This is a genomic window from Pseudomonas sp. TE12234, assembly GCF_054061835.1.
Window position 1 is genome coordinate 129659 of the sequence record NZ_JBSSEP010000016.1, and the last position, 21485, is coordinate 151143.

A 21485-nucleotide genomic window follows, 5' to 3' on the forward strand; every position below is an offset into this window, starting at 1 on the left:
AGTTATCTCCATTGCAAGGTTCCTTGCGGAACACGACGATTCAATTGAAGTTGTCGGTATCTGATCAAACAGAGCTGTATTGAGGTGCAGCGTGTTCACCCGATAGCGATCGGCTGCGAGTGATGACCATTGCCGCGCAAAGTGATGCACAGCCAACGGCGACGATGCCCAGGTTCATGTTACCGGTGGCCGTTTTCGCCCACCCAATGACCGCAGGCCCCCAGAAGCCACCGCAAAGACCGATGGTATTGATGAAGGCGATACCGCCCGCCGCGGCTTCGCCCTTGATGTGTTCGGAGGGCATGGCCCAGAACACGGTGTAAGCCATGAAAATCGTGGTGGTGGCCCCGGTCAGCAGCCCCAGCGATACCCACCAGTGCCCTTCTGCAAACGGAAACGCCAGCAGCAGAACCGCCCCGATGCCCGCGGGCACTGCACAGTGGTAGCGCCTTTCACCGACGCGGTCGGATCGGCGCCCTATCAGGTACATGCCGATTGCGGCCCCGACATACGGAATAGAGGAATACCAACCCAATTGCAGCGTGTCATCAACACCCTGAGCCCTGAGGATGGCCGGCAACCAGAAGCTCATGGCGTAGATCGAGAAAATGATGCAGAAGTAAGCCGAGGCCAGGACGTAGGTTTTCGGGTCGCGCAAAACGGCCCTGAACGAATGGGTTTGTCCCGCTGATGTACCCACCTCTGCCTCCAGCAATTGCTTTTCTTCAGCACTCAGCCAATGGGCGTCCGAGGGCCGATTGGACAGGACAAAGAAGGTCAGGATACCGAGGAACACGCAGGGAAGACCTTCAATCAGAAACATCCACTGCCACCCGGCCAAACCGCCGATGCCGGAAAGCGTGGTCATCAGCCAGGCGGAAAGCGGACCACCGACTATGCCGCCAATGGGCCCGGCGATGAACACGATGGCAATGGCGCGGGCCATGCGTGTCGGACCGTACCAGCAAGACAGGTAATAGATCATCCCCGGCGCGAAACCGGCTTCGAATACACCCAGCAGAAAACGCATCAGGTAGAACGTCGGCACGTCGCGGACAAAGAGCATGCAGGCGGAGGTTATGCCCCACAACACCAGAATGCGACTGAACGTCTTGCGCGCCCCCACCCGGGGAAGCATCAGGTTGCTGGGCAGTTCAAACAACACGTACCCCAGAAAAAAGATACCGGCCCCTGCGCCATAAGCCGCGTCGGAAAGCCCGAGATCACTTTGCATCTGCAGTTTGGCAAAACCGACGTTGATGCGGTCCAGATAGGCGAAGACATAGCAAATGAACAGCAGCGGCAGCAGCCGCCCATTGAGCTTGCGGTAAAGGGCAGACAGGGCGCCACTTCGTGCCGTCGGTACAAAGGCTGACATAGGGGTCTCCGTTTTATTCTTGTTGGCCGGTGGGGGGGTCCAAAGGATGGTGCCCCGACGACAAAAACCCAGCAAGAGCAACTAAGTTCGCGTACCGTTGCTCTATAGGCAACGCAACTTTCAAGGATGCCCGACATGCGCGAGATCAACCAGCAACGGCTTCGGTATTTTCATGAGGTGCTCGTCCACGGCTCGATTCGAGGCGCCGCAGACAGCATCAACACCTCCCCCTCGGTGATCACCCGGCAGATCAAGTTGCTGGAAGAGGAGTTAGGGGCGAGGCTTTTCGAACGGCAGGCGCGCGGTGTCCAGCCGACCGAGGCCGCCGCGCATTTGCTGGAGTTCTGGCGCGGGTACCGGTCTCACCAGGAAAAGCTCGAAGACCAGTTACAAGCGATCAAGGGCCTGCAGCAAGGTCATGTGCGTGTGGTGATCAGTGAGGGCTATGTCGATGCCCTGGTCGACAACGTGCTCGCGCCGTTCTGCAAGCAGTACCCAAAACTGGATGTCACCCTGGACATCCTTCCCGTCGATGACGTGATGAACGAAGTGGCAGAAAACCGTGCGCATATCGGCCTTGCCTATAATCCGCCGCTGCACGCGCAGATCGACTTTCGTGCAACCTCATCGCAGCCCGTCATGCTGCTGGTGCGCCCGGATCATCCACTGGCCTTGAACGGTCGTGCGGCCACCGTCGAAGACCTGCTCGCCTGCCAACTGGTCTTGACGCCCACCACCTTCGGCATCGGCCATGCGATAAAAATGCTCGAGTATGCGGAGAAAATCGAGATCCGCCCGGCGCTGGTCAGCAACTCCCTGGCAGCCCTCAAGCGCCTGATCGCTGCCGGGGATTTCGCTTCGTTGCTGGGAGAATTCGCGGCCTATCGGGAAATCGCCCAGGGCAGCCTGGCGGCCGTCCCCATCGACCACCCGATCTTCCTCGGCGTCGAGGCGAAACTGCTGGTCAAGTCCGGCCGTCCCCTGGCCGCCCCCGCCCAAGAGCTGCTCAACTGGATGCTGCAGCGCTTGCCGATGTTTGAGCCGGGTGAGGAGGCGTGACGCGGCCGGTCATGACACACGCTTGATTGACGTACCCTTGGTTTAAGCGATTCATTTTGAAATAAGCTTTGTCTGATCGCGGCTCGAGCCGCGCTCCTGGTCGGCCACGTCGGCCGATAACCGCCTATCATCATCAGCAGCAGGCACCCGCAAGAGTGCTTGCCACACCACCAAGGCAGAACACCTGATTGAACATCGATACCCGAATCAAATTCCGTCATCTGGTGTGCTTTCTCGAAGTGGCGCGCCAGGGCAGCCTGGCACGTGCCGCCGACAAGTTGGCGATCAGCCAGCCGGCGCTTTCCAAGACCCTCAAGGAACTGGAAACCCTGCTGGAGGCCACCCTGTTTGAACGGGGCAAAAAGGGTTCGACGCTGACCGAGGCCGGTGCCGCCTTCCTGCGCTACGCCGGGCCGAGCGTGCAATCGCTGCGCGAAGGGGTCAACAGTCTGCGCTCCGGTGTGCATGAACCGGTTACCGTGCAACTTGGTGTGCTGTCCACCGTCGAAAGTCTGCTGGTTCCTGAAGTGGTTCGCCGCCTGCACGATCGACATCCCGCTTTGGTGGTCAGTGTCATGACCGGGCCCAGCGCTTATCTGTTGTCGCAACTGCGGGTCGGCGAACTGGACCTGGTGGTCGGTCGGATGACCGATAGCCCGTTGATCTCCGGCCTGACGTTCGAGCACCTCTACAGCGAGTCGATGACCCTGGTGGTGCGCGCCGGCCACCCGGCCCTCAGCGATCCGCAGGGGCATAAAAACCTCGAGGACTATCCGCTGGTCTTGCCGTCGGCGGGGACGACGATCCGCAAGTTCGCCGACAGCCTGTTTGTGCAGCACGGGATCACGCCATCACGCCAACGCCTGGAAACCCTGTCGATCGCCCTGAGTCGGCGCTATGTGCAATGCAGTCAGGCCATCTGGGTGGCGCCCTATGACGCTGTCAGGCAGGACTTGAGGCAAGGTGAGTTGGTGGAGCTGGACCTGGGGATGCGCGAACCCGGCGGTTCGGTGGGGGTGTGCAGCAATCCTGCATTGCCGGTGACGCCAGCGGCGCAGTGGTGCGTGGAAGCCCTGCGCGAGATCGGGCAGGAATATCGCGAAGGACAATATCCATAACCATCTGGATATGGATAGGGTCGTTTTTTTCAATTTTGCATCCGGTCGCACAGGAGGAAACTGGGGTCACGTGTCGCTGCCAACGCAGTGCCCGCCTCCGTCCAACCATAACAACAGGAAAAACGACATGTCTGATGCGCACGACAGCCGCTTCGTCATTCGTGACCGTAACTGGCATCCAAAAGCCCTGACCCCCGACTACAAGACGTCGATCCTGCGCTCCCCGCGCCAGGCACTGGTGAGCATTCCCCAATCCCTGTCCGAAACCAGCGGCCCGGACTTTTCCCACCTGAAGATGGGTCAGCACGATAACGATCTGCTATTGAACTTCAATCACGGTGGCCTGCCGATCGGCGAACGCATCATTGTCGCCGGTCGCGTGTGTGATCAGCACGGCAAGCCGATTCCCCATACCCTGGTGGAGATGTGGCAAGCCAACGCCGGTGGCCGTTACCGGCACAAGAAGGACAGCTACCTGGCCCCGCTCGACCCGAATTTCGGCGGTGTCGGCCGCGCACTGACCGACCGCGATGGCAACTACAGCTTCCGTACGGTCAAGCCCGGCCCCTACCCTTGGCGCAACGGCCCCAACGATTGGCGCCCGGCCCATATCCATGTCTCCATCAGTGGCCCGTCCATTGCGACACGCTTGATTACCCAGCTGTATTTCGAAGGTGATCCGCTGATCCCCATGTGCCCGATCGTCAAGTCGATCTCGAACCAGGACGCGGTGCAAAGCCTGATCGCCAGACTGGATATGAGCATGGCCAATCCGATGGATTGCCTGGCTTATCGTTTTGACATCGTCCTGCGCGGCCAGCGCAAGACCCACTTCGAAAACTGCTGAGGAGGCCTGCGCATGCCCGTTCAACTTCTGCCTGAAACCCCGTCGCAAACGGCCGGCCCCTATGTGCATATCGGCCTGGCACTGGAAGCTGCCGGCAATCCGCCGCGCGAACAGGAAATCTGGAACCAGATGGCCAAGCCTGGCGCGCCTGGTGAGCACATTGTGTTGCTGGGCCACGTGTATGACGGCAACGGCCACTTGATTCGCGACGCGTTTCTGGAGTTCTGGCAAGCCAATCACGATGGCGTCTATGACAGCGGCTACGACCTGGAAAAACCGTTCAACTGTTTTGGCCGCACCGCCACGACTGATGTCGGTGAATGGACGATCAACACCGTGAAGCCGGGCGTGGTGAAAAACGCCGCGGGCGTTGCCATGGCCGCGCATGTCAACGTGTCGCTGTTTGCCCGGGGCATCAACATCCACTTGCAGACGCGACTGTATTTCGACGACGAACCCCAGGCGAATGCCGTGGATCCCGTGCTGAATCTGATCGAACAACCCCATCGACGCGAATCCCTGATCGCCAGGCGCTGCACGGTTGACGGGAAATTGGCCTACCGGTTCGACATTCACGTTCAAGGTGAAGCGGAAACCGTGTTCTTCGACTTCTGACGTCGCAGGCACCGTATCGAGACGGCCTCCCCTTTGCCGGGAGGCCATCTGCGCCTGGAGAGGCCCTCCCCCGCCAGGCTCGCTGCAACACGGACTCGCCGGCCTTCGGTGGCAATCTCAGGTTGTCCAGCAACGCAATCGCCGCAATCACGGCCACGCACAGAAACGTCAGCTGAAAGTCCACCGTCTGCGCCTGTTCGGCATGGCCATGAATGCTCATGGACAGCCGTAGCAGCAACGCCCCCGTTGCCACCCCCATCGCCATGCTCAGTTGGAAAAACATGCTGAACAAGGACGATGCATCGCTCATCTGTGCCTTGGGCACATCGGCAAAACCCAAGGTGTTGAACGCGGTGAACTGCATGGATCGTGACAGGCCACCGACGAACAGAATGAACAGCACCAGCGCCCGACTCATGCGCTCATTCAGCAACGCACAGGCCGCTATCGCCAGAACGCCGAGTAAGCCGTTGATCAGCAGTATGGGGCGAAATCCCCATCGTTCCATCACCCGCGTGGTGAACGGTTTCATGCCCAGGTTGCCGGCGAAGACAGCCAATACCAGCAGCCCCGAATCCAGCGCGGAAAGACCGAAGGCCAGTTGAAACATCAGCGGCAGCAGAAACGGCAAGGTGCTGATGGCGATCCGAAAAATCGACCCGCCACACAGGCAGACGCTGAATGTACGGATGGCCAAAACGTCCAGCGCCAGTAACGGTTGCTCCCTGCGCCGCATGTGTCGCCAGGCCAACACCGCGAGCATCAACCCGGCACCACAGAGTGCCAGTGCCTGTACCCCATGGTCCCGACTCTGCCCCAGCATCTCGACGCCAAACAGGGCACTCAGAAATTCAACCGTGCAACAGGTAAGCCCCTGCGGGAACCCGATGCCGCAGCTTCTTGCATTTACCGGGTCGAGGCTGATGTCCCGGCGGACGATCGGGAAACCAAATTCGGCATTTGCCCGGGGGCGGCATATGGCCTCGGGGAATCTCAACGTCGGCGTCAGCACGCTCTGGCTCGACATTAGCCATTTGCAATGTTCCAGCCGTCGGTGCATCCGAAAACCGAACCGCCTCTGCACCAGCGACGTTGGCAGCATCGCGCCCCGTGTCAGGAGTGGATTGCTCAATCATCGCCATTTCGGCTTCGCGGCGCCTTTGGACCTCCCCTTCAAGCCCCTTCTGTATGGCGACCTGGTTCTCTTTGGCATTGGGTGGGGGACTTGAAGATTGGGCCTGCTGCGCCGCCTGGATCAATTGGAAGTTGCGGTTGCGCAACTCAATGTTGCGACCAACCCGCATGTTCGAGCGCGCCGCCAGGGTTTCAGCCTGCTGGTACTGCCCCTGCTGAAGGCGTAACACACCGAGGTAATGCAGCGTCGCGGGATTGTTCGGCTGGATATGCAGGGCACGCTCCAGCGTCGCGGCGGCCTGGTCCAGCTGGCCATTTCCATACTGCCGCGAGGCTGTTTCGATCAGGGTGGTTGAGGCGCTGTTGCTTTGCGCGGGCACTCTTCGCTCGGCAGCCACAGAACAAAACGACGCGACGGCGCAGAACACCAGAATGAAGCCCGGCAGAAAACTCTTGGTTGGCATCAGGGGGCGGACTCGACTGAACTCGGACGGCACTGCCGTAAAAAGACCAAAGCGCTGCCGGGCATTTCCGGTACAGGGCCGCTATTGACCAGGCCAATGCCCTGAAGTTCCTGCTGCAACAGCCGTCGCAACCAGTCCCCTTTTTTAACCCCCCACAGTTGAAACTGTTGGCTATTTAGCAACGGGTCTCTAGAACTTTTCCCTGTTTATCGGTCTATGTGGATAGGCACATTCGCTCGGCAAGCACGCCCCCTCGCAGGCTTCCCGCGGTCAGATGGCCACGCGTCCCATTGCCAATCAGAGGTTGTCTTCGCTCATGAAATTCCATGTCCCACGGAGGGTGCTCTTCGGCCTGTTCGCGTTCGCGGCAGTGAGCTCGGCATCCGCCACACAGATCAAGACCTCTACCCCTGTTTTCGCACCTGAAGTCGCCGCCGTTCAGGCACCTGTCCAGGTCGCCGGCAACCCTTGGCCGACCTTGGCCAGTATGGCCGGCAACCCGCCGGGGCCATTGCTTGCCCATGACGACGACCGATACTGGCATGACGGCCGTTGGTACGATCATAGAGATGATTGGCGCCGAGACGAATGGCGCAGAGAGAATTGGCGCAGAGAGCAAGCCCGTCGGGAAGCTGAACGCCGTCGTGAGTGGGAGCGACAGGAGGACCGGGCCATGCGGCACCGTTACGAGGAGGATCACCGCTACTATCGTCGCTAGGGCGACGGCACCGAACAATCTGCGTGCAATCCGACCGTCTGCAATGGCTCAAAACTGGCCGATGGTCGTCGTATTTCGCTCGTATCCGGCGTTTGGCTAAGCTGTATACATCAGGACGAACTCAATCTTGAGTGACAGCGGCTACGAGCGGATCTGGATTGGCGTCAACGCAGTAGCCCCGGGAGACCACTATGTATGCGGTGATAAGAACCTACCTGGGTACGGGAGCAAAGCAGCTTTTCGAGCTTTTGGAAGCGCGCAGTGCCGACGTCGAAGCGGCCCTGCGGACAGTGCCGGGCCTCGTCAGCTACACATTGCTCAATACCGGTGATGGCGGTACCGCGGTGACCGTTTGCACGGACAAGGCCAGCACCGATGCAAGCCTGAAAGTCGCGCGTGACTGGATTCAGAAAAACGCCTCGAATATCCGGGCGAACCCGCCGATCGTGACAGAAGGGCCGGTCATTGTGCAGATCAAATAGCCCTTCCCGTTGATCTCAACCCACCGACATCTTCTCGGTCAGGTTCTGTTGCAGGTACGCCAGGAAGCGTCGTCGGAACAGCATCGTATGTTCGTGCGCGGCCTTCTCTGCTTCGTCAGGATCACGCGCCTCTATGGCGTCGACGATTTCATCGTGGTCGCGGCCGAGAGAGGTTGAGCTGGTGGCCGTGCTGACGATGTAGTCGAAGTGCAGGTGCAGCAGGCGCTGACCTTCGCCCAACAGCTTCTCGTAGTAACTGATGAAGTACGGATTCTTTCCGGCCTCGGCAATCGCCATGTGCAATGCCTTGTTGGTTTCGGACATTGCCTGGAAATCCCCGGCACTGACGGCGTCCAGATAGGCCGCGTCGGCGGCACGGATACGCACCAGGTCTTCATCGGTTCGGTGCTGCGCCGCGAGGCGGGTCACCGCGCGCTGGATCAGGTCCAGGGCGGAAATGTAGTTGGGGAATTCTTCGATTTCGAAGGGGGTCACCAACAGCGTGCGGTTCGGCAGGATGGTGACCAGGCCTTCGCTGATCAGACGGGCAAGCGCATCACGCACTGGCGAGCGGGACAGACCGAACTGGGCGGCCAGGGACACTTCGTCCAGCGGCACGCCCGGCTTGAGCTTCAGCGTCAGGATCTGCTTGCGCAATTCTTCGTAGATGTAGCGACCGCCATGGCGTTTGGCACCACTGGTCGCTTCAGTCGTTTCTTTGCTCATAGGGTCATGCTCTCGACAATGCAGGCCAGTCATCCGGCCAGCCCGCCACTTTAACATTTGCCAGGGGAGAGTTAGAAACCCTCACCCCAGGTATCACTCAGCATAAAACCGGCCGCCAACGGGTCGTCCGGATCGACGCCGATCTGGTGCAGCCCATAGATCCACGCCCGCCCGGTGACTCTGGGCAACACCGCCGGTTTTCCGCCCACGTTCGTCAGCCCCAGCAGCTCGACCTGAAATTCGCCGCCAATGGTCGAACGCGAAGTGAGTGTATCCCCCACTTCGACCAGGTTGCGGGCGCTCAGGGTCGCCAGGTTCGCCGAACTGCCCGTGCCGCAGGGCGAGCGGTCGACCCGCCCCGGCGGCAGCGTGGTACAGGTCTGGTAGGTATGCGAGTCCACGCGATGGCGGAACATCACATAAGCCACGTCGTCGAGTGCCTTGAACAACGGGTGGCGCACCTTGACCTGCTGATTGATCAGGCCTTTGAGACGCACGCCTTGAGTAGCCAGTTCACGGGCGTTCTCGGGGGCAATCGTGAGGCCGATCTGGTCAACGTCCACCAGCGCGTAATAGACACCACCGAAGGCAATGTCGGCCTTGATCACACCAAAATCCGCGGTCTCGATCGGCACATCCAGTTGCTCGACAAAGGACGGCACCATGTCCAGCGAAACGCTCTGACAGCGCCCGTCCGCGCAGCGGGCACGGGCGGTCACCAGGCCCGCCGGGGTGTCCAGCACCACCGTGGTCACGGGCTCGACCATCTCCAGCATCCCCAATTCCAGCAAGGCGGTGACCACACAAATACAGTTGCTGCCGGACATGGGGTGAGCCTTGTCCGCCTGCAGCACGATGAACCCGGCCTGGGCTTCGGGCCGGGTCGGCGGCAACAGCAGGTTCACCGACATCTGCAGGCAACCGCGCGGCTCCAGCATCACCAGGCGCCGCAGGCTGTCGTCGACGTCGTTGATGTAGTTCATCTTGTCGAGCAGGGTCTTGCCGGGGATATCGATGACTCCGCCGGTGATGACCTTGCCGATCTCGCCTTCACAATGCACATCAGCCATTTGCAGCGTCTTTTTCCAGCGCATGTCCGGGTCCTTTACTTGATGTACCAGCCCCAGGGCTGCTCGCTGTCATAACGGGTGATCTGCTTGGTTTCCAGGTAATTATTAAGGCCCCACTCACCCAGCTCACGCCCGATACCACTTTGCTTGTAGCCGCCCCAAGGGGCCTCGGTGAAGGTCGGTTGGGAGCAATTGACCCAGACGATGCCCGCGCGCAGCCGGCGGGCGACGCGTTCGGCACGGGCACTGTCCCGGGACATCACGGCAGCCGCGAGGCCGAAGCGCGAGTCGTTGGCGCTGCGCACGGCATCGGCTTCGTCATCGAAGGGGCGTACACACACCACCGGGCCGAAGATTTCTTCTTTCCAGATCCAGCTGTCCTGCGGCACGTCGGCAAAAATCGCCGGTGTCAGGAAGTAGCCTTTCTCGCAATGGGCCGGACGCGTGCCGCCGGTGAGCAGCGTCGCGCCCTCCTCCCGCCCACGGGCGATGGCCGCCAGGACCTTGTCGTACTGGCCACGACTGACCAACGGGCCAAGCAGCACACCGTCATCCATACCGTTGCCGATGCTCACGCGCCGGGTCTGCTCCACCAGACGCTTGAGCAGCGGTTCGTAAAGTTCGCGCTGGACCAGCACCCTTGAAGTCGCCGAACACACCTGCCCCTGGTTCCAGAAAATGCCGAACATGATCCATTCGACTGCGGCTTCGATATCGCTGTCGTCGAAGATGATGAACGGCGACTTGCCCCCCAGTTCCAGGCTGATGTTTTTGATGTCGCGGGCGGCGGCCTGCATGATCCGCGTTCCGGTTGGCACGCTGCCGGTAAAGGCCAGTTTGTCGATACCGGGATGCTCGCTCAGGGGGGCGCCGGCATCCGGGCCGAGGCCGGTGACCACGTTGAGTACACCGGCAGGCAAACCGGCCTGATGGGCGATGTCCGCCAGAACCAGGGCGGTCAGCGGCGTGAGTTCCGACGGCTTGAGCACCATGCAGCAGCCAGCGGCCAGTGCCGGTGCAACTTTCCAGGCGGCCATCAGCATCGGGAAGTTCCAGGGAATGATCGCCCCGGCAACGCCCACCGGCTCCTTGCGCGCAATGGAAGTGAAGCGCTCATCGGCCAGCGCAATGTGCTGCTCACGACGACCGTCCAGGCCTTCGGCCAGATCAGCATAAAAGTCAAAGCAGCCCGCGGTATCGGCAATGTCCCACTGGGCTTCGGGCAACGGCTTGCCGTTGTCGCGCACCTCAAGCCCGGCCAGTTCGTCCTGGCGCTGGCGAATGCCGTTGGCGATGGCCCGCAAAATCGTCGCGCGCTCGGTCCCGGTCATTTGTGGCCAGGGACCGTCATCAAATGCCCGGCGTGCGGCGCTGACAGCCAGGTCGATGTCTTCTGCGGTGGCTGCCGCGACTTGAGTGATCACCGACTCATCGCTCGGATCGATCGTGTCCAAGGTGCCGCCATTTTTGGGGCGAACCCACTGGCCGTCGATATAGAGCTGGTCAAAGGATTTCATGCATGGCCTCCAACAAGGGCAAAGCGCTGGGCGCTGAAAGGGGTCAGGTCCTGGGCGGGTTTTCGCCCGACAACCAGGTCAGTGATGAGTCGTCCGGTGGTTGCACCCAGCGTCAGGCCGAGCTGGCCGTGGCCGAACGCGAGGAACACGTTCGACAGCCGGCTGCTGCGATCGATGACCGGCTTGGTGTCGGGCAGAAACGGGCGATAGCCGACGCCGTACTCGACCTGGTCCAGTTGCAACCGGGGAAGAATTTTTCGGGCTTTCTCGAGAATGATGTCGGCGCGCTTGAAATTCGGCTCGGCGTTCGGGCCGGCGAATTCGATGGTGCCGCCAATCTGCAAACCACGGGACATCGGGCTGAAGCAGAACCCGCCATCGGCATAAATCACCGAATGGCGAATCTCCACGCCGGGGCTGGGCAACAACACTTGATAGCCGGCGATGCCGGCCAGCGGCACCTGCGCACCGATCTGCTCGAAAAACTGTCGCGAGCCCGTGCCAGCGGCGATCACCACCTGATCGGCCGCATAGCGTTGGCCATCGGCGAGGGTGACGCCACTGGCACGGTCGGCCACTTCATCGATGCGCTTGACCTGGCCACGCACGCGGACGCCGCCCTGATCGAGAAAGCTCTGCGTCAATGCGGCAATAAAGCCCTTGGTATCGCTGACCGCGCGCCAGTCTGAAAACAGCAGGCCATGGCTGAACCTGCCGGCCAACGACGGTTCGAGATCCGAGATGGCCGCCGCGTCCAGCACTTCGGATTTGAAACCCAGTGCCTGGCGCAACGCCAGATGCTCACGCTCATGTTCCAGGCCTGCCGGTGTATCGAACACCTCGATGATCGGCCGTTGCCCCATCAGGGTCTTGTCCGGGCATGCCGCCAGCAAAGGCGCATAGTCCTCGTAGACCTGATGCGTCAGGGTCGCCATGTCTTCGGCGATCTCGACAATCTTCGAATGCCGGGCACAGGCCAGAAAGCGCAGGAACCACGGCAGGATGCCGGGCAAGGCGCCGGGCCTGAGCGCCAGCGGTCCCTTCTGGTCGAGCAGCCAGCCGGGGATTTTTTTCAGGATGCCGGGCTTGGACAGCGGAATCACTTCGCTGACCGCCATTTGCCCGCAACTCCATTTGGCGGTGCTGTCGCCCGCCGCGGCCGGGTCGATCAGGGTCACGGCATAGCCTTCGCGTTGCAGGTAAAGGGCACAACAGACGCCGACGATGCCACCGCCGACCACCACAGCTTTCTCTGCGGGAAAGGGTGCTTGTGCAACGGGCTGTGCAGGTGTCATAGGGAAGTCCCTTGAGCAAAGGCTGGAGCGGCATAATCTTCCAGACTGAAGCCGTCCCACCAGGGTTGGGTGTCGTCGACAATAAACTCGGCACGCCCGGTGATCCATGCCCTTCCTTCAATGCTGGGGCGAATCGCGGCAGTGCCGTCTTCCAATTGCAGGGCCTGGGCCACGCGGCCGACGAAAAAACTGCCGATCAGGCTTTCATGACGATAGGCACCCTCTTCAGCCAGCCAGCCACGGGCAAAACGCTGGGCGACCCGGGCCGAACTGCCGGTGCCGCAGGGCGAACGATCGATCAGGCTCGCCCCGGCAATCACCACGGCCCGGCCCTGGGATTGTGCGGACAACGGCGCGCCGGTCCACATGCAGTGCTTGACGCCCCTGATGGCCGGGTTTTCCGGATGAACCACGTCAATTGTCCGGTTGACCAGATCCTGCATCTCCCTGCCCCATTCCAGCAGTTGCTGTGGGCTGAAATGTTCGCAGCCCGGAAAGTTGGGTTGCACCTCGATAATCGGGTAGAAGTTACCGCCATAGGCAATGTCGACCTTCAGCAACCCCAGGGGCGGGAAGTCGAGAAGCAGATCACGGTGCAGCAAGAACGATGGAACGTTGGTGAAACGCACCGCACTGACCTTGTCGCCGTCGCGTACATAAGTCGCATGGATCTGCCCCGCCGGTACATCCACCACCACCGTGCCCGGGACTTTCGGTTCGATCAGACCGGCCTCCAGGGCAAAGGTAATCGAGCCCAGCGTGGCGTGACCGCACATGGGCAAACAGCCGGACGTCTCGATGAACAACAGGCTGAAGTCGCTGTCGGCACGCAGCGGCGGGTAGAAAATCGTGCCCGACATGTGCGAGTGACCGCGCGGTTCAAGCATCAGGCTACGGCGAATCCAGTCGAAATCGGCCATGAAGTGTTCCCGTCGCTCGCTCATGGTCCTGCCTTTGAGGGCCGGCGCTCCGGCGATCACCATGCGTACGGGCATGCCTTCGGTATGGCCTTCGATACTGTTGAAAACGTGTCGGCTCATCTCATTCACTCCGTCGTGCCGCATCGGCCGGACGTGGCGACCGATGCGGCCAGTGCCATTAACCCTGGGCCATTTCGAAAGCCTTGCGGAAGCTGGCCTTCTCGTCGCTGGTCAGCGGTTGCAGCGGCATGCGCGCGGCGCCGGCATCGAAACCTGCCAGCTCACAGCCGTACTTGACCTTCTGGATGAACTTGCCCGACTCCATGTCCGCCAGTACCGGAAATAGCGAACGCACGATGTCTTGGGCGCCGGTCAGGTCGCCACTGGTGTATTTGCTGTAAAAATCACAGACCTGCTGCGTCAGGCAGTTGGCCGGGCCACAGATCCAGCTGCTGGCGCCCCACAGGAAGAAGTCCAGCGCCTGGTCGTCGGAACCGCACGACAGTTGATAGTTGTCCTTGTAGGTGTTGCCGATCTCAATCGCACGCAGCAGGTTGCCGCTGCTTTCCTTGATCGCGATCACGCGATCGTTGTCCTTGAAAGCGTCCAGCACGGTAAAGCCGACTTCGACGTTGGTCCGCACCGGGTAGTTGTACAGCACCACATTGATGTCCGGTGCAGCGTCGAGAATGGCCTGGTAGTGACCGATCAACTCGTCCTGGGACGGCAGTGCGTAGTAAGGCGGCGCGATCAGCAGGTTGGTGTAGCCGGCGTCGCGGGTCTGCTTCACCTGCTCGATCACCTCGCGGGTGCAGGCGCCGTTGGCACCGGCAATCAACACCCCACGGTCCCCCACCACTTCGCGCACGGTGGCCAGAATCTGCCGCCGCTCCTGATTGGTCAGTGCGTAGTACTCACCGGTGGAACCCAGCGGCACGAAACCGGTGACGCCCGCCTTGAGTTGAAACTCGATGATGTTGCCCAGCATGTCGTAATTGACGTTGCCAGCCTTGTCGAACGGTGTGACCAGAGCAGGCAGGATGCCTTTGAGTTGAGTCATTGCAGACACTCCACGGATTTGAGTACGAGGGTTGGGGTTAGTACGCATAACGACGCAGCATCCGCGTCTCGACCACGCCGACCAGCCGGGTCAACGGGAACGCTACGAGGAAATAGATGACCGCCACCGCCGAGAGGAACTCGACTGGCCGGGCCGTGCTGTTGGAGATGTTCTGGCCGACGAACATCAGGTCGGCGATGCCCACCGAGGAAATCAGCGCGCTTTCCTTGAACAGTGAAACCACGTTGGAAAGCAGCGGCGGAATGCCTCGCAGCAACGCCTGGGGGAACACCACGAACACCGTCTTGTTCCATGAGGCCAGGCCCAGTGCGACGCAGGCGTCATGCTGTTCGCCGGGTATCGATTTGAGTGCGCCCCGGAAGGTCTCGCTGGTGATCGCGGTCATGTACAGGGTCAGTGCCAGCAACACCGACACGTAGGGCGCGATGTCGATCCCGAACACCACCGGAAAACAGAAAAACACCCAGAACAGCTGGATCAGCAGTGGCGTGCCGCGGAACAACTCCACGTACAAGCCGGCCGGAACACTCAACCAGCGACGGCGCGAGGCCCGCAACAGGCTCAGCAGAAACCCGCACAGGCTGCCCATGATTGCGCACCCGACGGTGAACACCAGGGTCAGCGCGAGCCCTTGCAGCAAGGCCTGCCAATACGAAAACACCACAGTGAAATCAAGATTCATGACGACCTCCTCAGCGCGCGAGCGCGGTGTCCTGACGGCGTTCCAGCCATTGCACGAACTGAGCGATGGGCAACGACAGCGCGAAGTAGATGAGCGCGATCAGCGAATAGGTTTCCAGCGGGCGGTAGGCTTCGGTGGCGATGCTTTTGCCGACGTACATCAGGTCGCCCACCGCGACGATCGCCACCAGTGCACTTTGCTGAAGAATCGAGATGCCATTGGTCATCAACACCGGAATGGCCGTGCGCAGCGCCTGCGGGAGAATCACGTAGAGCGTGCGTTGCCAGGGGCGCAGGCCCAGGGCCACGCTGGCATCGAGGTGTTCATGGGGCACCGCCTGCACGCCGGCCCGATAGGCTTCGGCGTTGAATGCGGTGAGGTTCAGCCCCAGGGCGAGCACGCCCATGGTGATGGGGTCGATGAACACGTTGAACAGCATCGGCACGCAATAGAAAAACCAGACGATCTGCAACAGCACCGGCGTGCAACGGAAGAACTCGATGAACATCTGCGCCGGCCAGCGCAGGAAAAACCAGCGACTCAAGGTCAGCAGACACAGGCCGAAACCGAGCACCAGGCCGACGATGTTCGACACCAGCGCCAGTTGCAGGGTGACTTTGAGCCCGTCCCACAGCAGGCCGACATTGCCCTGGAGAAAGTTGAAATCGAATTGATAATTCATGATCAGGCTCCTCAATCCAGGTGCAGCACTTTTTCCAGGAACTCGCGGGTGCGCGGTTCCCTGGGCTGAGTGAACAACTGGTCGGGATGGCCTTGCTCGACCACCTTGCCGTTGGCGCAAAACACCACGCGGGTGGCGATATGGCGGGCGAAGTGCATGTCGTGGGTGACGATGATCATCGCCATCTTCTGTTCGGCCAGTTGCAGCATGACGTTCTGCACTTCGATGACCATTTCGGGGTCAAGCGCCGAGGTGACTTCGTCGAACAGCATCAGCTTGGGTTCCAGCATCAGCGCCCGGGCGATCGCCACGCGCTGCTTCTGGCCGCCGGACAACTGGCTGGGATAGACGTTGAGCTTGCTTTCCAGGCCGAGCCGCGCCAGCAACGCCCGGGCCTTTTCGGTGGCCTGGGTCCGGGACAGGCCATGCACCTTCATCGGCGCCAGAATCAGATTGCCCAACACCGACAGGTGCGGAAACAGCGTGTAGTGCTGGAACACCATGCCCACCTGGGTTTGCAGCGAGCAGTCCATCGGCTTGCCTTTGCCTCGGGCATTGCCGTCGATATAAGGCTTGCCCTGAAAGCGGATGGTCCCGCCCTGAATGCTTTCAAGCCCCATCATGACGCGCAGCAACGAGCTTTTGCCGCTGCCGCTTGGACCAATGATCACCAGACGATCGTCGGCCCGCATATCCAGGTCCAGGTGATCCATGACCACCAGGTTTTCGCCGTAGGACTTGTAGACATCGCGCAGCTGGATGAACTCGCTGCTCTTCGTTTCGCAGGCGTGCAGAGGCCGTGACGGCACCGCCGCCAGATTGGAAGCTTTCATCGGACGTTCTCCGGGAACGCGCAGCCCGCTGCGCGCTCGCCATCGGCGGGATTTACTGAGGGGTTTTGTCGGCGTTGGCCAGTTGCGAAGCCTTGTCGACCAAGGCGTCGATTTCACCGGTCTCGCGGCGCTGGGCCAGGTAGATGTTCAGCGTCTGCAAATCGGCAGCGCTCACATCCCGGCGCACACCAAACGCCACGCCTTGTTTGGCCAGTGCCGGTTTGGGCAGCACTTCCTTGGTCCAGCCAGGGTTGGCCACGGCGAAGAGGTGGTTGGTGTCGCTGGCATCGACCAGCACGTCGGCACGCTTGGACATCACGGCCATGCGCACTTCATCCATCCCCGGCAGGCGCATGATCTTGCCCAGCTTGATCACCGCCGAAATGGCCTTGTCCTGAGCGGTGCCGGACATCACGGCGAAGGTCACATCAGGTTTGTCGAAGTCGCCGATGGTGTTGCCGGCACTGGCCAGCTTCGGGTTGTCCTTGTTGATCAGCAGCGAGACCTGATAGTCCGTGGCCGGCACTGAAAAACTCACCGCCAGTGCGCGCTCAGGCGTCTGGTTGAGCGCCATGGCCATGTCCCACTTGCCCCCTTGCAACCCCGCCACGAGGTTGTCCCAGTTGGTGTCGACGAACTCGACTTTGACCTTCAGCACCCTCTCGCCAAAGTCACGGCACAGGTCCACGAAGTAGCCGCTGTATTCGCCGGAACGCGCATCGCGCATCACGTAAGGCGCGGCAACCGCGGCCCCGCAGCGCAGGACACCGGCTTTCTGTATGTCTTTCCACAGTGAAACGTCAGCCGCCTGGGCCGGGACCTGGGTGAGCAGCGCGCCGATAGCGGATGCACAAACGAGCATGTTGCGGATGGTGCGAGGAAGGAACCGAGCCATTTTGACCTCTCCGATATTTCGTTCTTGTAGGCAGGAAGGTACAAATCTACATCGATGTGCGCCACTATGTGTGCAGCGCTGTATGCAGATTAGAATCGAACGAATTGAGCTGTCAACACGAGACGGAAAAAATTATCGGGAAGGTGCCAACGCAGCCGGTGGTGGCTGTTGGCGCACGGGTTGGAGAAAGTGATCGGAAATGGGCGAAGCGGTGGGCACAGAGAGGAGCAGGTCAAAGACCTGCAAGGCACAACCCGTTGATTGGCCGATCTGCAGGCGCCGTTGCGGCTAATGCCTGCTCAGTTGCAGAAACGCGAGCCGGAACCGCAAAGCAGTTTCGGCGTGAATGAATGGTCAGGCCGCGTCCTCGCGGCACTTGCCATTGAACTGCATAGCCCGATCAAACCCGGAATTTCCGGTGGGCCTCAAGCGATAGGGATCAGCTTTCAGAGGAAGTGCCTGAGTCGACACTGGCTTCGGCAGCCAGCTTCAAGCGGTCGGCTTTACTGATGTATTTGTTCTTTTTTACCGGTGCCAGTTTGGCGCTCGCCTTTTTGGCCTTGGCCTTGAATAACTGCTTTAGTTTCTTTTGACGATTCATGATTTCTACTCGGTTTACAGTTGCCGAATGATATCAGCTAAAGACCCTCAGCCAGCTCGTTGTGTCACCCACCAGCACAGGCGCCCGACCGGGTGCCACCCCCGCTACGCTAATCACGCAGGATCGCCTCACCGGTCCGCGGGTTGGTGAGGGTCACGTTCTCAAGCGCTCTGATGCGCCAGGTTTCGCCCTGCTTCGTCAGCACCGCGAGAATCAACGTATCGACCAAATGTGGTCCGGCCGGATGGGCGGCGCCAGCGGCCAGGCGACTCCAGAAATGTACGACGGCCACCCCGTCGGCGATCGGCGTGACATCGATCAACTCGTTCTGGAGCGTAGAGTCGCGATAGATCGTTTCGTGAATGGGAACGTGCAGCGCCACAATCGCTTCGATGCCCCGCACATAGTGTCCGAAACGATTGACGAACGTCGCGTCTGGATCAAACAGGCCGCCGAGAGCAACCATGTCGTGGCCGTTCCAGGCCGCCTGAAAGGCACCGGGTAGATCTTCTGGTTTTGTCATCTTGGTCATGGGGTTGGGCCGTATATGTGCTGGATTCCCAGGCGCCTCAAGTTGAAGTCAGGCGGTGGCGGTATGAGTGTTGAACGGCGTCGAGAATGATGGAACACAAAGGATGTGTCGACTTTGGTGACAGGTTGAGCGAGGGCGTTTTGAGGGTTGAACCAGCGCCTTCGAGCGACCCTGCCATCGCTCGAAGGCGCTCCGGTTACTTCAGGTTGCCGCTGAGGAACTGCTGGAGGCGCTCACTTTTGGGGTTACCCAATACATCCTCAGGCGCACCCTGTTCTTCGACCCGCCCCTGGTGCAGGAACAGCACCTGGTTCGATACCTTTCGCGCAAAGCTCATTTCGTGGGTCACCATGATCATGGTGCGGCCTTCTTCGGCCAGCCCCTGGATCACCTTGAGGACTTCGCCCACCAGCTCCGGGTCGAGGGCCGAAGTCGGCTCGTCGAACAGCATGATCTCCGGTTCCATGCTCAGGGCCCGGGCGATGGCGACCCGTTGCTGCTGACCACCCGAGAGAAACGCCGGGTATTGATCGGCAACCCGCGCCGGCAAACCGACCTTGTCCAGGTAGCGCCGGGCGCGATCCTCTGCGTCCTTCTTGCTGACGCCCAACACCCGACGTGGAGCCATGGTGATGTTTTCCAGCACGGTCATGTGGCTCCACAGGTTGAAGTGCTGGAACACCATCGCCAGGCGAGTGCGGATGCGTTGCAGTTCATTGGCGTCGGCCACGCGCATGCCGTGGCGATCATGGACCATTTGAATCGGCTGGTTGTCCAGGCTCATGGCGCCGTCATTGGGCGTTTCCAGGAAGTTGATGCAACGCAGAAAAGTGCTCTTGCCCGAACCACTGGCGCCAATCAGGCTGATCACATCGCCGGTCCTGGCATTGAGCGAAACGCCCTTGAGGACTTCATGGTTGCCATAACTTTTGTGCAGGTTTTCAACGGTCAGTTTGTACATGAACAAGCATCCTGAATTAGTGAGCCGGGCCGAGGAAAGACAACCAACGGCGTTCAGCCAGGCGGAACAGGCCGACCAGGGAGAAGGTGACTGCCAGGTAGATCAACGCGGCGATGCCGAACGACTGGAAGGTCAGGAAGGTCGCCGAGTTGGCGTCCCGAGCGACTTTCAGAATGTCCGGGATGGTTGCGGTGAACGCCACGGTGGTCGAGTGCAGCATCAGAATCACTTCGTTGCTGTAGTACGGCAACGAGCGACGCAGGGCCGACGGCATGATCACGTAGGCATACAGCTTCCAGCCGGTCAGGCCGTAGGCCTTGGCCGCTTCGACTTCACCGTGGTTCATGCTGCGAATGGCCCCGGCAAAGATCTCCGTGGTGTAGGCGCAGGTGTTCAGGGCGAAGGCCAGGATGGTGCAGTTCATCGCATCGCGAAAGAACGCATCCAGGACTGGTTGAGCGCGCACGGCGGCCAGGCTGTAGATCCCGGTGTAGCAAATCAGCAACTGGATATACAGCGGCGTACCGCGAAACAGGTAGGTGTAGAACTGCACCGGCCAGCGCACCCAGACGTTGGTCGAGACCCGGGCAATCGATAACGGAATCGACATCACGAAGCCGAAGAAGATCGAGGCACTGAGCAGCCAGAGCGTCATGGCCAGCCCGGTGATTTGACTGCCGTCCTGGAAAAGGAAGGGTCGCCAGTATTCCTGCAGTAGCTCGATCATCGCACGGCCTCCCGGGCACCTGCCGCGTAGAAGATTTCCATCCGGCGCAAGACGTAGTTCGAAACGGTGGTGATCACCAGATAGATCAAGGCAGCCAGGATCAGGAAGAAGAACAGCTGATAGGAGCTCTTGCCCGCGTCCTGGGCTACCTTGACCAGATCAGCCAGGCCAATGATCGACACCAGCGCGGTGGCCTTGAGAATCACCATCCAGTTATTACTGATGCCCGGCAGGGCAAAACGCATCATTTGCGGGAACACCACGAAGCGGAAGCGCTGGGCGCGGGTCAGGCCGTAGGCGGTAGCGGCTTCCATCTGCCCTCGCGGTACGGCAAGGATTGCGCCACGGAAGGTTTCGGTGAAATACGCCCCGTAGATGAAGCCCAGGGTAATGACCCCGGCGCTAAAGGGGTTGATTTCGATATAGTCCCAGCCCAGTGCTTCGGTCAGGCTGGTCAGCCAGGTTTGCAGGCTGTAGAAAATCAACAGCATCAGTACCAGGTCCGGCACGCCGCGAATCAGCGTCGTGTAGAGCTGGGCCGGAACCCGCAGCAGTTTGACGTTTGACAGTTTGGCGCTGGCGCCGATCAGGCCCAGGCCAACGCTGACCAGCAAGGACAGAAAGGACAATTTGACCGTCATCCAGGAGCCTTCCAGCAACAGTGGGCCGAAGCCCTTGAGGCTGAAGCCTGACAGTCCGAGATTCTGCAATAGGATTTCTAGCATTGAGCAGCCCTACATCAATCAAAAAAGTGCCCATCCGCAGATGGGCGCAGGGTCATTATTTGCCGCTGTAGAGATTCAGATCGCCAAAACGCAACGCCTTGTACTCCTTGGCCGGCGCGGAACCGGCAGCCCTACACAAAGCCAATGCAGAAACGGTGAGAAATGCTTTTTTCATTGTTTTATTCCCAAGGACCATCGAAAGAACGTGCCCCGCAAGAGCGCGAGTACTGCGCGGGCGAAGTGTCTTATGCACACGCAAGTACTTGTACAGACAAGCATATGCAATCACCCGGCCAATTCTCGGATTGGCCGCTTGAGAAAGCGCGTACAGCGCTCTGGGATGGGCTTGGCAGGCAAGTGAGCGCAGGGGTGAAGCCACCTGGGAGATTGTTACCAACGCAGGTTTTCACACCCGGCTGGGGT

Annotated in this window: 22 protein-coding genes and 2 pseudogenes; 5 read left to right on the forward strand and 19 right to left on the reverse strand. The window is 60.4% G+C overall.

The window, feature by feature from the left end:
* Window positions 1-64: 64 nt before the first annotated feature.
* Window positions 65-1378 (reverse strand): MFS transporter, encoded by a 1314-nt coding sequence (locus tag ACVWYU_RS22665; protein WP_457373715.1) that lies wholly within the window; start codon window positions 1376-1378, stop codon window positions 65-67.
* A gap of 135 nt (window positions 1379-1513) precedes the next feature.
* Here ACVWYU_RS22665 and ACVWYU_RS22670 point away from each other — a divergent pair, with 135 nt between their 5' ends.
* The 4 genes from ACVWYU_RS22670 (at window position 1514) to pcaG (ending at window position 5017) form a co-directional block, all read left to right on the forward strand.
* A complete protein-coding gene (locus ACVWYU_RS22670) occupies window positions 1514-2437 on the forward strand; it encodes a LysR family transcriptional regulator (RefSeq protein ID WP_390955527.1) in 924 nt (307 codons plus the stop codon).
* A gap of 188 nt (window positions 2438-2625) precedes the next feature.
* On the forward strand, window positions 2626-3555 hold the full coding sequence (gene pcaQ, locus ACVWYU_RS22675; protein ID WP_248916400.1) for a pca operon transcription factor PcaQ: 930 nt from the start codon (window positions 2626-2628) through the stop codon (window positions 3553-3555).
* A 127-nt stretch (window positions 3556-3682) separates the two neighbouring features.
* A complete protein-coding gene (gene pcaH / locus ACVWYU_RS22680) occupies window positions 3683-4402 on the forward strand; it encodes a protocatechuate 3,4-dioxygenase subunit beta (protein WP_247255023.1) in 720 nt (239 codons plus the stop codon).
* 12 nt (window positions 4403-4414) lie between these two features.
* On the forward strand, window positions 4415-5017 hold the full coding sequence (gene pcaG, locus ACVWYU_RS22685; RefSeq protein ID WP_090319973.1) for a protocatechuate 3,4-dioxygenase subunit alpha: 603 nt from the start codon (window positions 4415-4417) through the stop codon (window positions 5015-5017).
* A gap of 313 nt (window positions 5018-5330) precedes the next feature.
* Here pcaG and ACVWYU_RS22690 read toward each other — a convergent pair.
* Window positions 5331-5840, reverse strand: a pseudogene (locus ACVWYU_RS22690) (MFS transporter); the annotation flags it as partial.
* Between the two features lie 28 nt (window positions 5841-5868).
* On the reverse strand, window positions 5869-6615 hold the full coding sequence (locus ACVWYU_RS22695) for a tetratricopeptide repeat protein (protein WP_457373716.1): 747 nt from the start codon (window positions 6613-6615) through the stop codon (window positions 5869-5871).
* 909 nt (window positions 6616-7524) lie between these two features.
* Here ACVWYU_RS22695 and ACVWYU_RS22700 point away from each other — a divergent pair.
* Window positions 7525-7815 carry a hypothetical protein gene (locus ACVWYU_RS22700; RefSeq protein ID WP_247255025.1) on the forward strand — a complete coding sequence of 97 codons (291 nt, stop codon included), beginning with the start codon at window positions 7525-7527 and terminating at the stop codon, window positions 7813-7815.
* A gap of 15 nt (window positions 7816-7830) precedes the next feature.
* Here the strand turns inward: ACVWYU_RS22700 and ACVWYU_RS22705 are convergent, their stop codons facing one another.
* From ACVWYU_RS22705 to ACVWYU_RS22780, 16 genes and pseudogenes are all read right to left on the reverse strand, one after another.
* Entirely contained in the window at window positions 7831-8541 is a 711-nt protein-coding gene (locus tag ACVWYU_RS22705) for a GntR family transcriptional regulator (RefSeq protein ID WP_090319966.1), read from the reverse strand.
* 71 nt (window positions 8542-8612) lie between these two features.
* A complete protein-coding gene (locus tag ACVWYU_RS22710; protein WP_247255026.1) occupies window positions 8613-9635 on the reverse strand; it encodes a proline racemase family protein in 1023 nt (340 codons plus the stop codon).
* Window positions 9636-9646: 11 nt separating this feature from the next.
* The gene (locus ACVWYU_RS22715) at window positions 9647-11128 is read right to left on the reverse strand and encodes an aldehyde dehydrogenase family protein (RefSeq protein ID WP_457373717.1); all 1482 of its coding nucleotides are present in this window, start codon (window positions 11126-11128) and stop codon (window positions 9647-9649) included.
* Window positions 11125-12423, reverse strand: a complete 1299-nt coding sequence (locus ACVWYU_RS22720) for an NAD(P)/FAD-dependent oxidoreductase (RefSeq protein WP_457373718.1) — start codon at window positions 12421-12423, stop codon at window positions 11125-11127. The genes ACVWYU_RS22715 and ACVWYU_RS22720 overlap by 4 nt, the downstream gene beginning before the upstream one ends.
* Complete coding sequence (locus ACVWYU_RS22725) at window positions 12420-13463, reverse strand: 4-hydroxyproline epimerase (protein ID WP_457373719.1); 1044 nt, start codon at window positions 13461-13463, stop codon at window positions 12420-12422. The genes ACVWYU_RS22720 and ACVWYU_RS22725 overlap by 4 nt, the downstream gene beginning before the upstream one ends.
* A 58-nt stretch (window positions 13464-13521) precedes the next feature.
* Entirely contained in the window at window positions 13522-14403 is an 882-nt protein-coding gene (locus ACVWYU_RS22730) for a dihydrodipicolinate synthase family protein (protein WP_248916384.1), read from the reverse strand.
* Window positions 14404-14440: 37 nt separating this feature from the next.
* Window positions 14441-15106, reverse strand: a complete 666-nt coding sequence (locus ACVWYU_RS22735; RefSeq protein WP_090319948.1) for an amino acid ABC transporter permease — start codon at window positions 15104-15106, stop codon at window positions 14441-14443.
* 10 nt (window positions 15107-15116) lie between these two features.
* The gene (locus ACVWYU_RS22740; RefSeq protein WP_090319946.1) at window positions 15117-15788 is read right to left on the reverse strand and encodes an amino acid ABC transporter permease; all 672 of its coding nucleotides are present in this window, start codon (window positions 15786-15788) and stop codon (window positions 15117-15119) included.
* A gap of 11 nt (window positions 15789-15799) precedes the next feature.
* Window positions 15800-16621: an amino acid ABC transporter ATP-binding protein gene (locus ACVWYU_RS22745; protein WP_047530349.1), complete on the reverse strand. Its 822-nt coding sequence runs from the start codon at window positions 16619-16621 to the stop codon at window positions 15800-15802.
* A 52-nt stretch (window positions 16622-16673) separates the two neighbouring features.
* Window positions 16674-17516, reverse strand: a complete 843-nt coding sequence (locus ACVWYU_RS22750) for a transporter substrate-binding domain-containing protein (protein WP_457373720.1) — start codon at window positions 17514-17516, stop codon at window positions 16674-16676.
* Window positions 17517-17955: 439 nt separating this feature from the next.
* Window positions 17956-18117, reverse strand: coding sequence for a DUF2986 domain-containing protein (locus tag ACVWYU_RS22755; protein WP_248916377.1), 162 nt, complete (start codon window positions 18115-18117; stop codon window positions 17956-17958).
* Window positions 18118-18226: 109 nt separating this feature from the next.
* On the reverse strand, window positions 18227-18649 hold the full coding sequence (locus ACVWYU_RS22760; RefSeq protein ID WP_247255045.1) for an SgcJ/EcaC family oxidoreductase: 423 nt from the start codon (window positions 18647-18649) through the stop codon (window positions 18227-18229).
* Between the two features lie 196 nt (window positions 18650-18845).
* Window positions 18846-19610: an ABC transporter ATP-binding protein gene (locus ACVWYU_RS22765; protein ID WP_007936956.1), complete on the reverse strand. Its 765-nt coding sequence runs from the start codon at window positions 19608-19610 to the stop codon at window positions 18846-18848.
* A 16-nt stretch (window positions 19611-19626) separates the two neighbouring features.
* Window positions 19627-20337 carry an ABC transporter permease gene (locus ACVWYU_RS22770; RefSeq protein WP_247255046.1) on the reverse strand — a complete coding sequence of 237 codons (711 nt, stop codon included), beginning with the start codon at window positions 20335-20337 and terminating at the stop codon, window positions 19627-19629.
* Window positions 20334-21062: an ABC transporter permease gene (locus ACVWYU_RS22775; protein ID WP_090319933.1), complete on the reverse strand. Its 729-nt coding sequence runs from the start codon at window positions 21060-21062 to the stop codon at window positions 20334-20336. The genes ACVWYU_RS22770 and ACVWYU_RS22775 overlap by 4 nt, the downstream gene beginning before the upstream one ends.
* A gap of 82 nt (window positions 21063-21144) precedes the next feature.
* A pseudogene (locus tag ACVWYU_RS22780) lies at window positions 21145-21237 on the reverse strand (ABC transporter substrate-binding protein); the annotation flags it as partial.
* Between the last annotated feature and the right edge of the window lie 248 nt (window positions 21238-21485).

Bases quoted from the DNA above. Each gene is read 5' to 3' on its own strand.
- ACVWYU_RS22765 (WP_007936956.1), bottom strand. From the start codon at position 19,610: ATGTACAAACTGACCGTTGAAAACCTGCACAAAAGTTATGGCAACCAT.
- ACVWYU_RS22750 (WP_457373720.1), bottom strand. From the start codon at position 17,516: ATGGCTCGGTTCCTTCCTCGCACCATCCGCAACATGCTCGTTTGTGCA.
- ACVWYU_RS22770 (WP_247255046.1), bottom strand. From the start codon at position 20,337: ATGATCGAGCTACTGCAGGAATACTGGCGACCCTTCCTTTTCCAGGAC.
- ACVWYU_RS22775 (WP_090319933.1), bottom strand. From the start codon at position 21,062: ATGCTAGAAATCCTATTGCAGAATCTCGGACTGTCAGGCTTCAGCCTC.
- ACVWYU_RS22740 (WP_090319946.1), bottom strand. From the start codon at position 15,788: ATGAATTATCAATTCGATTTCAACTTTCTCCAGGGCAATGTCGGCCTG.
- ACVWYU_RS22745 (WP_047530349.1), bottom strand. From the start codon at position 16,621: ATGAAAGCTTCCAATCTGGCGGCGGTGCCGTCACGGCCTCTGCACGCC.
- pcaH (WP_247255023.1), top strand. From the start codon at position 3,683: ATGTCTGATGCGCACGACAGCCGCTTCGTCATTCGTGACCGTAACTGG.
- ACVWYU_RS22665 (WP_457373715.1), bottom strand. From the start codon at position 1,378: ATGTCAGCCTTTGTACCGACGGCACGAAGTGGCGCCCTGTCTGCCCTT.
- ACVWYU_RS22710 (WP_247255026.1), bottom strand. From the start codon at position 9,635: ATGCGCTGGAAAAAGACGCTGCAAATGGCTGATGTGCATTGTGAAGGC.
- ACVWYU_RS22670 (WP_390955527.1), top strand. From the start codon at position 1,514: ATGCGCGAGATCAACCAGCAACGGCTTCGGTATTTTCATGAGGTGCTC.
- ACVWYU_RS22755 (WP_248916377.1), bottom strand. From the start codon at position 18,117: ATGAATCGTCAAAAGAAACTAAAGCAGTTATTCAAGGCCAAGGCCAAA.
- ACVWYU_RS22720 (WP_457373718.1), bottom strand. From the start codon at position 12,423: ATGACACCTGCACAGCCCGTTGCACAAGCACCCTTTCCCGCAGAGAAA.
- ACVWYU_RS22760 (WP_247255045.1), bottom strand. From the start codon at position 18,649: ATGACCAAGATGACAAAACCAGAAGATCTACCCGGTGCCTTTCAGGCG.
- ACVWYU_RS22730 (WP_248916384.1), bottom strand. From the start codon at position 14,403: ATGACTCAACTCAAAGGCATCCTGCCTGCTCTGGTCACACCGTTCGAC.
- ACVWYU_RS22705 (WP_090319966.1), bottom strand. From the start codon at position 8,541: ATGAGCAAAGAAACGACTGAAGCGACCAGTGGTGCCAAACGCCATGGC.
- ACVWYU_RS22715 (WP_457373717.1), bottom strand. From the start codon at position 11,128: ATGAAATCCTTTGACCAGCTCTATATCGACGGCCAGTGGGTTCGCCCC.
- ACVWYU_RS22725 (WP_457373719.1), bottom strand. From the start codon at position 13,463: ATGAGCCGACACGTTTTCAACAGTATCGAAGGCCATACCGAAGGCATG.
- pcaG (WP_090319973.1), top strand. From the start codon at position 4,415: ATGCCCGTTCAACTTCTGCCTGAAACCCCGTCGCAAACGGCCGGCCCC.
- ACVWYU_RS22735 (WP_090319948.1), bottom strand. From the start codon at position 15,106: ATGAATCTTGATTTCACTGTGGTGTTTTCGTATTGGCAGGCCTTGCTG.
- ACVWYU_RS22700 (WP_247255025.1), top strand. From the start codon at position 7,525: ATGTATGCGGTGATAAGAACCTACCTGGGTACGGGAGCAAAGCAGCTT.
- ACVWYU_RS22695 (WP_457373716.1), bottom strand. From the start codon at position 6,615: ATGCCAACCAAGAGTTTTCTGCCGGGCTTCATTCTGGTGTTCTGCGCC.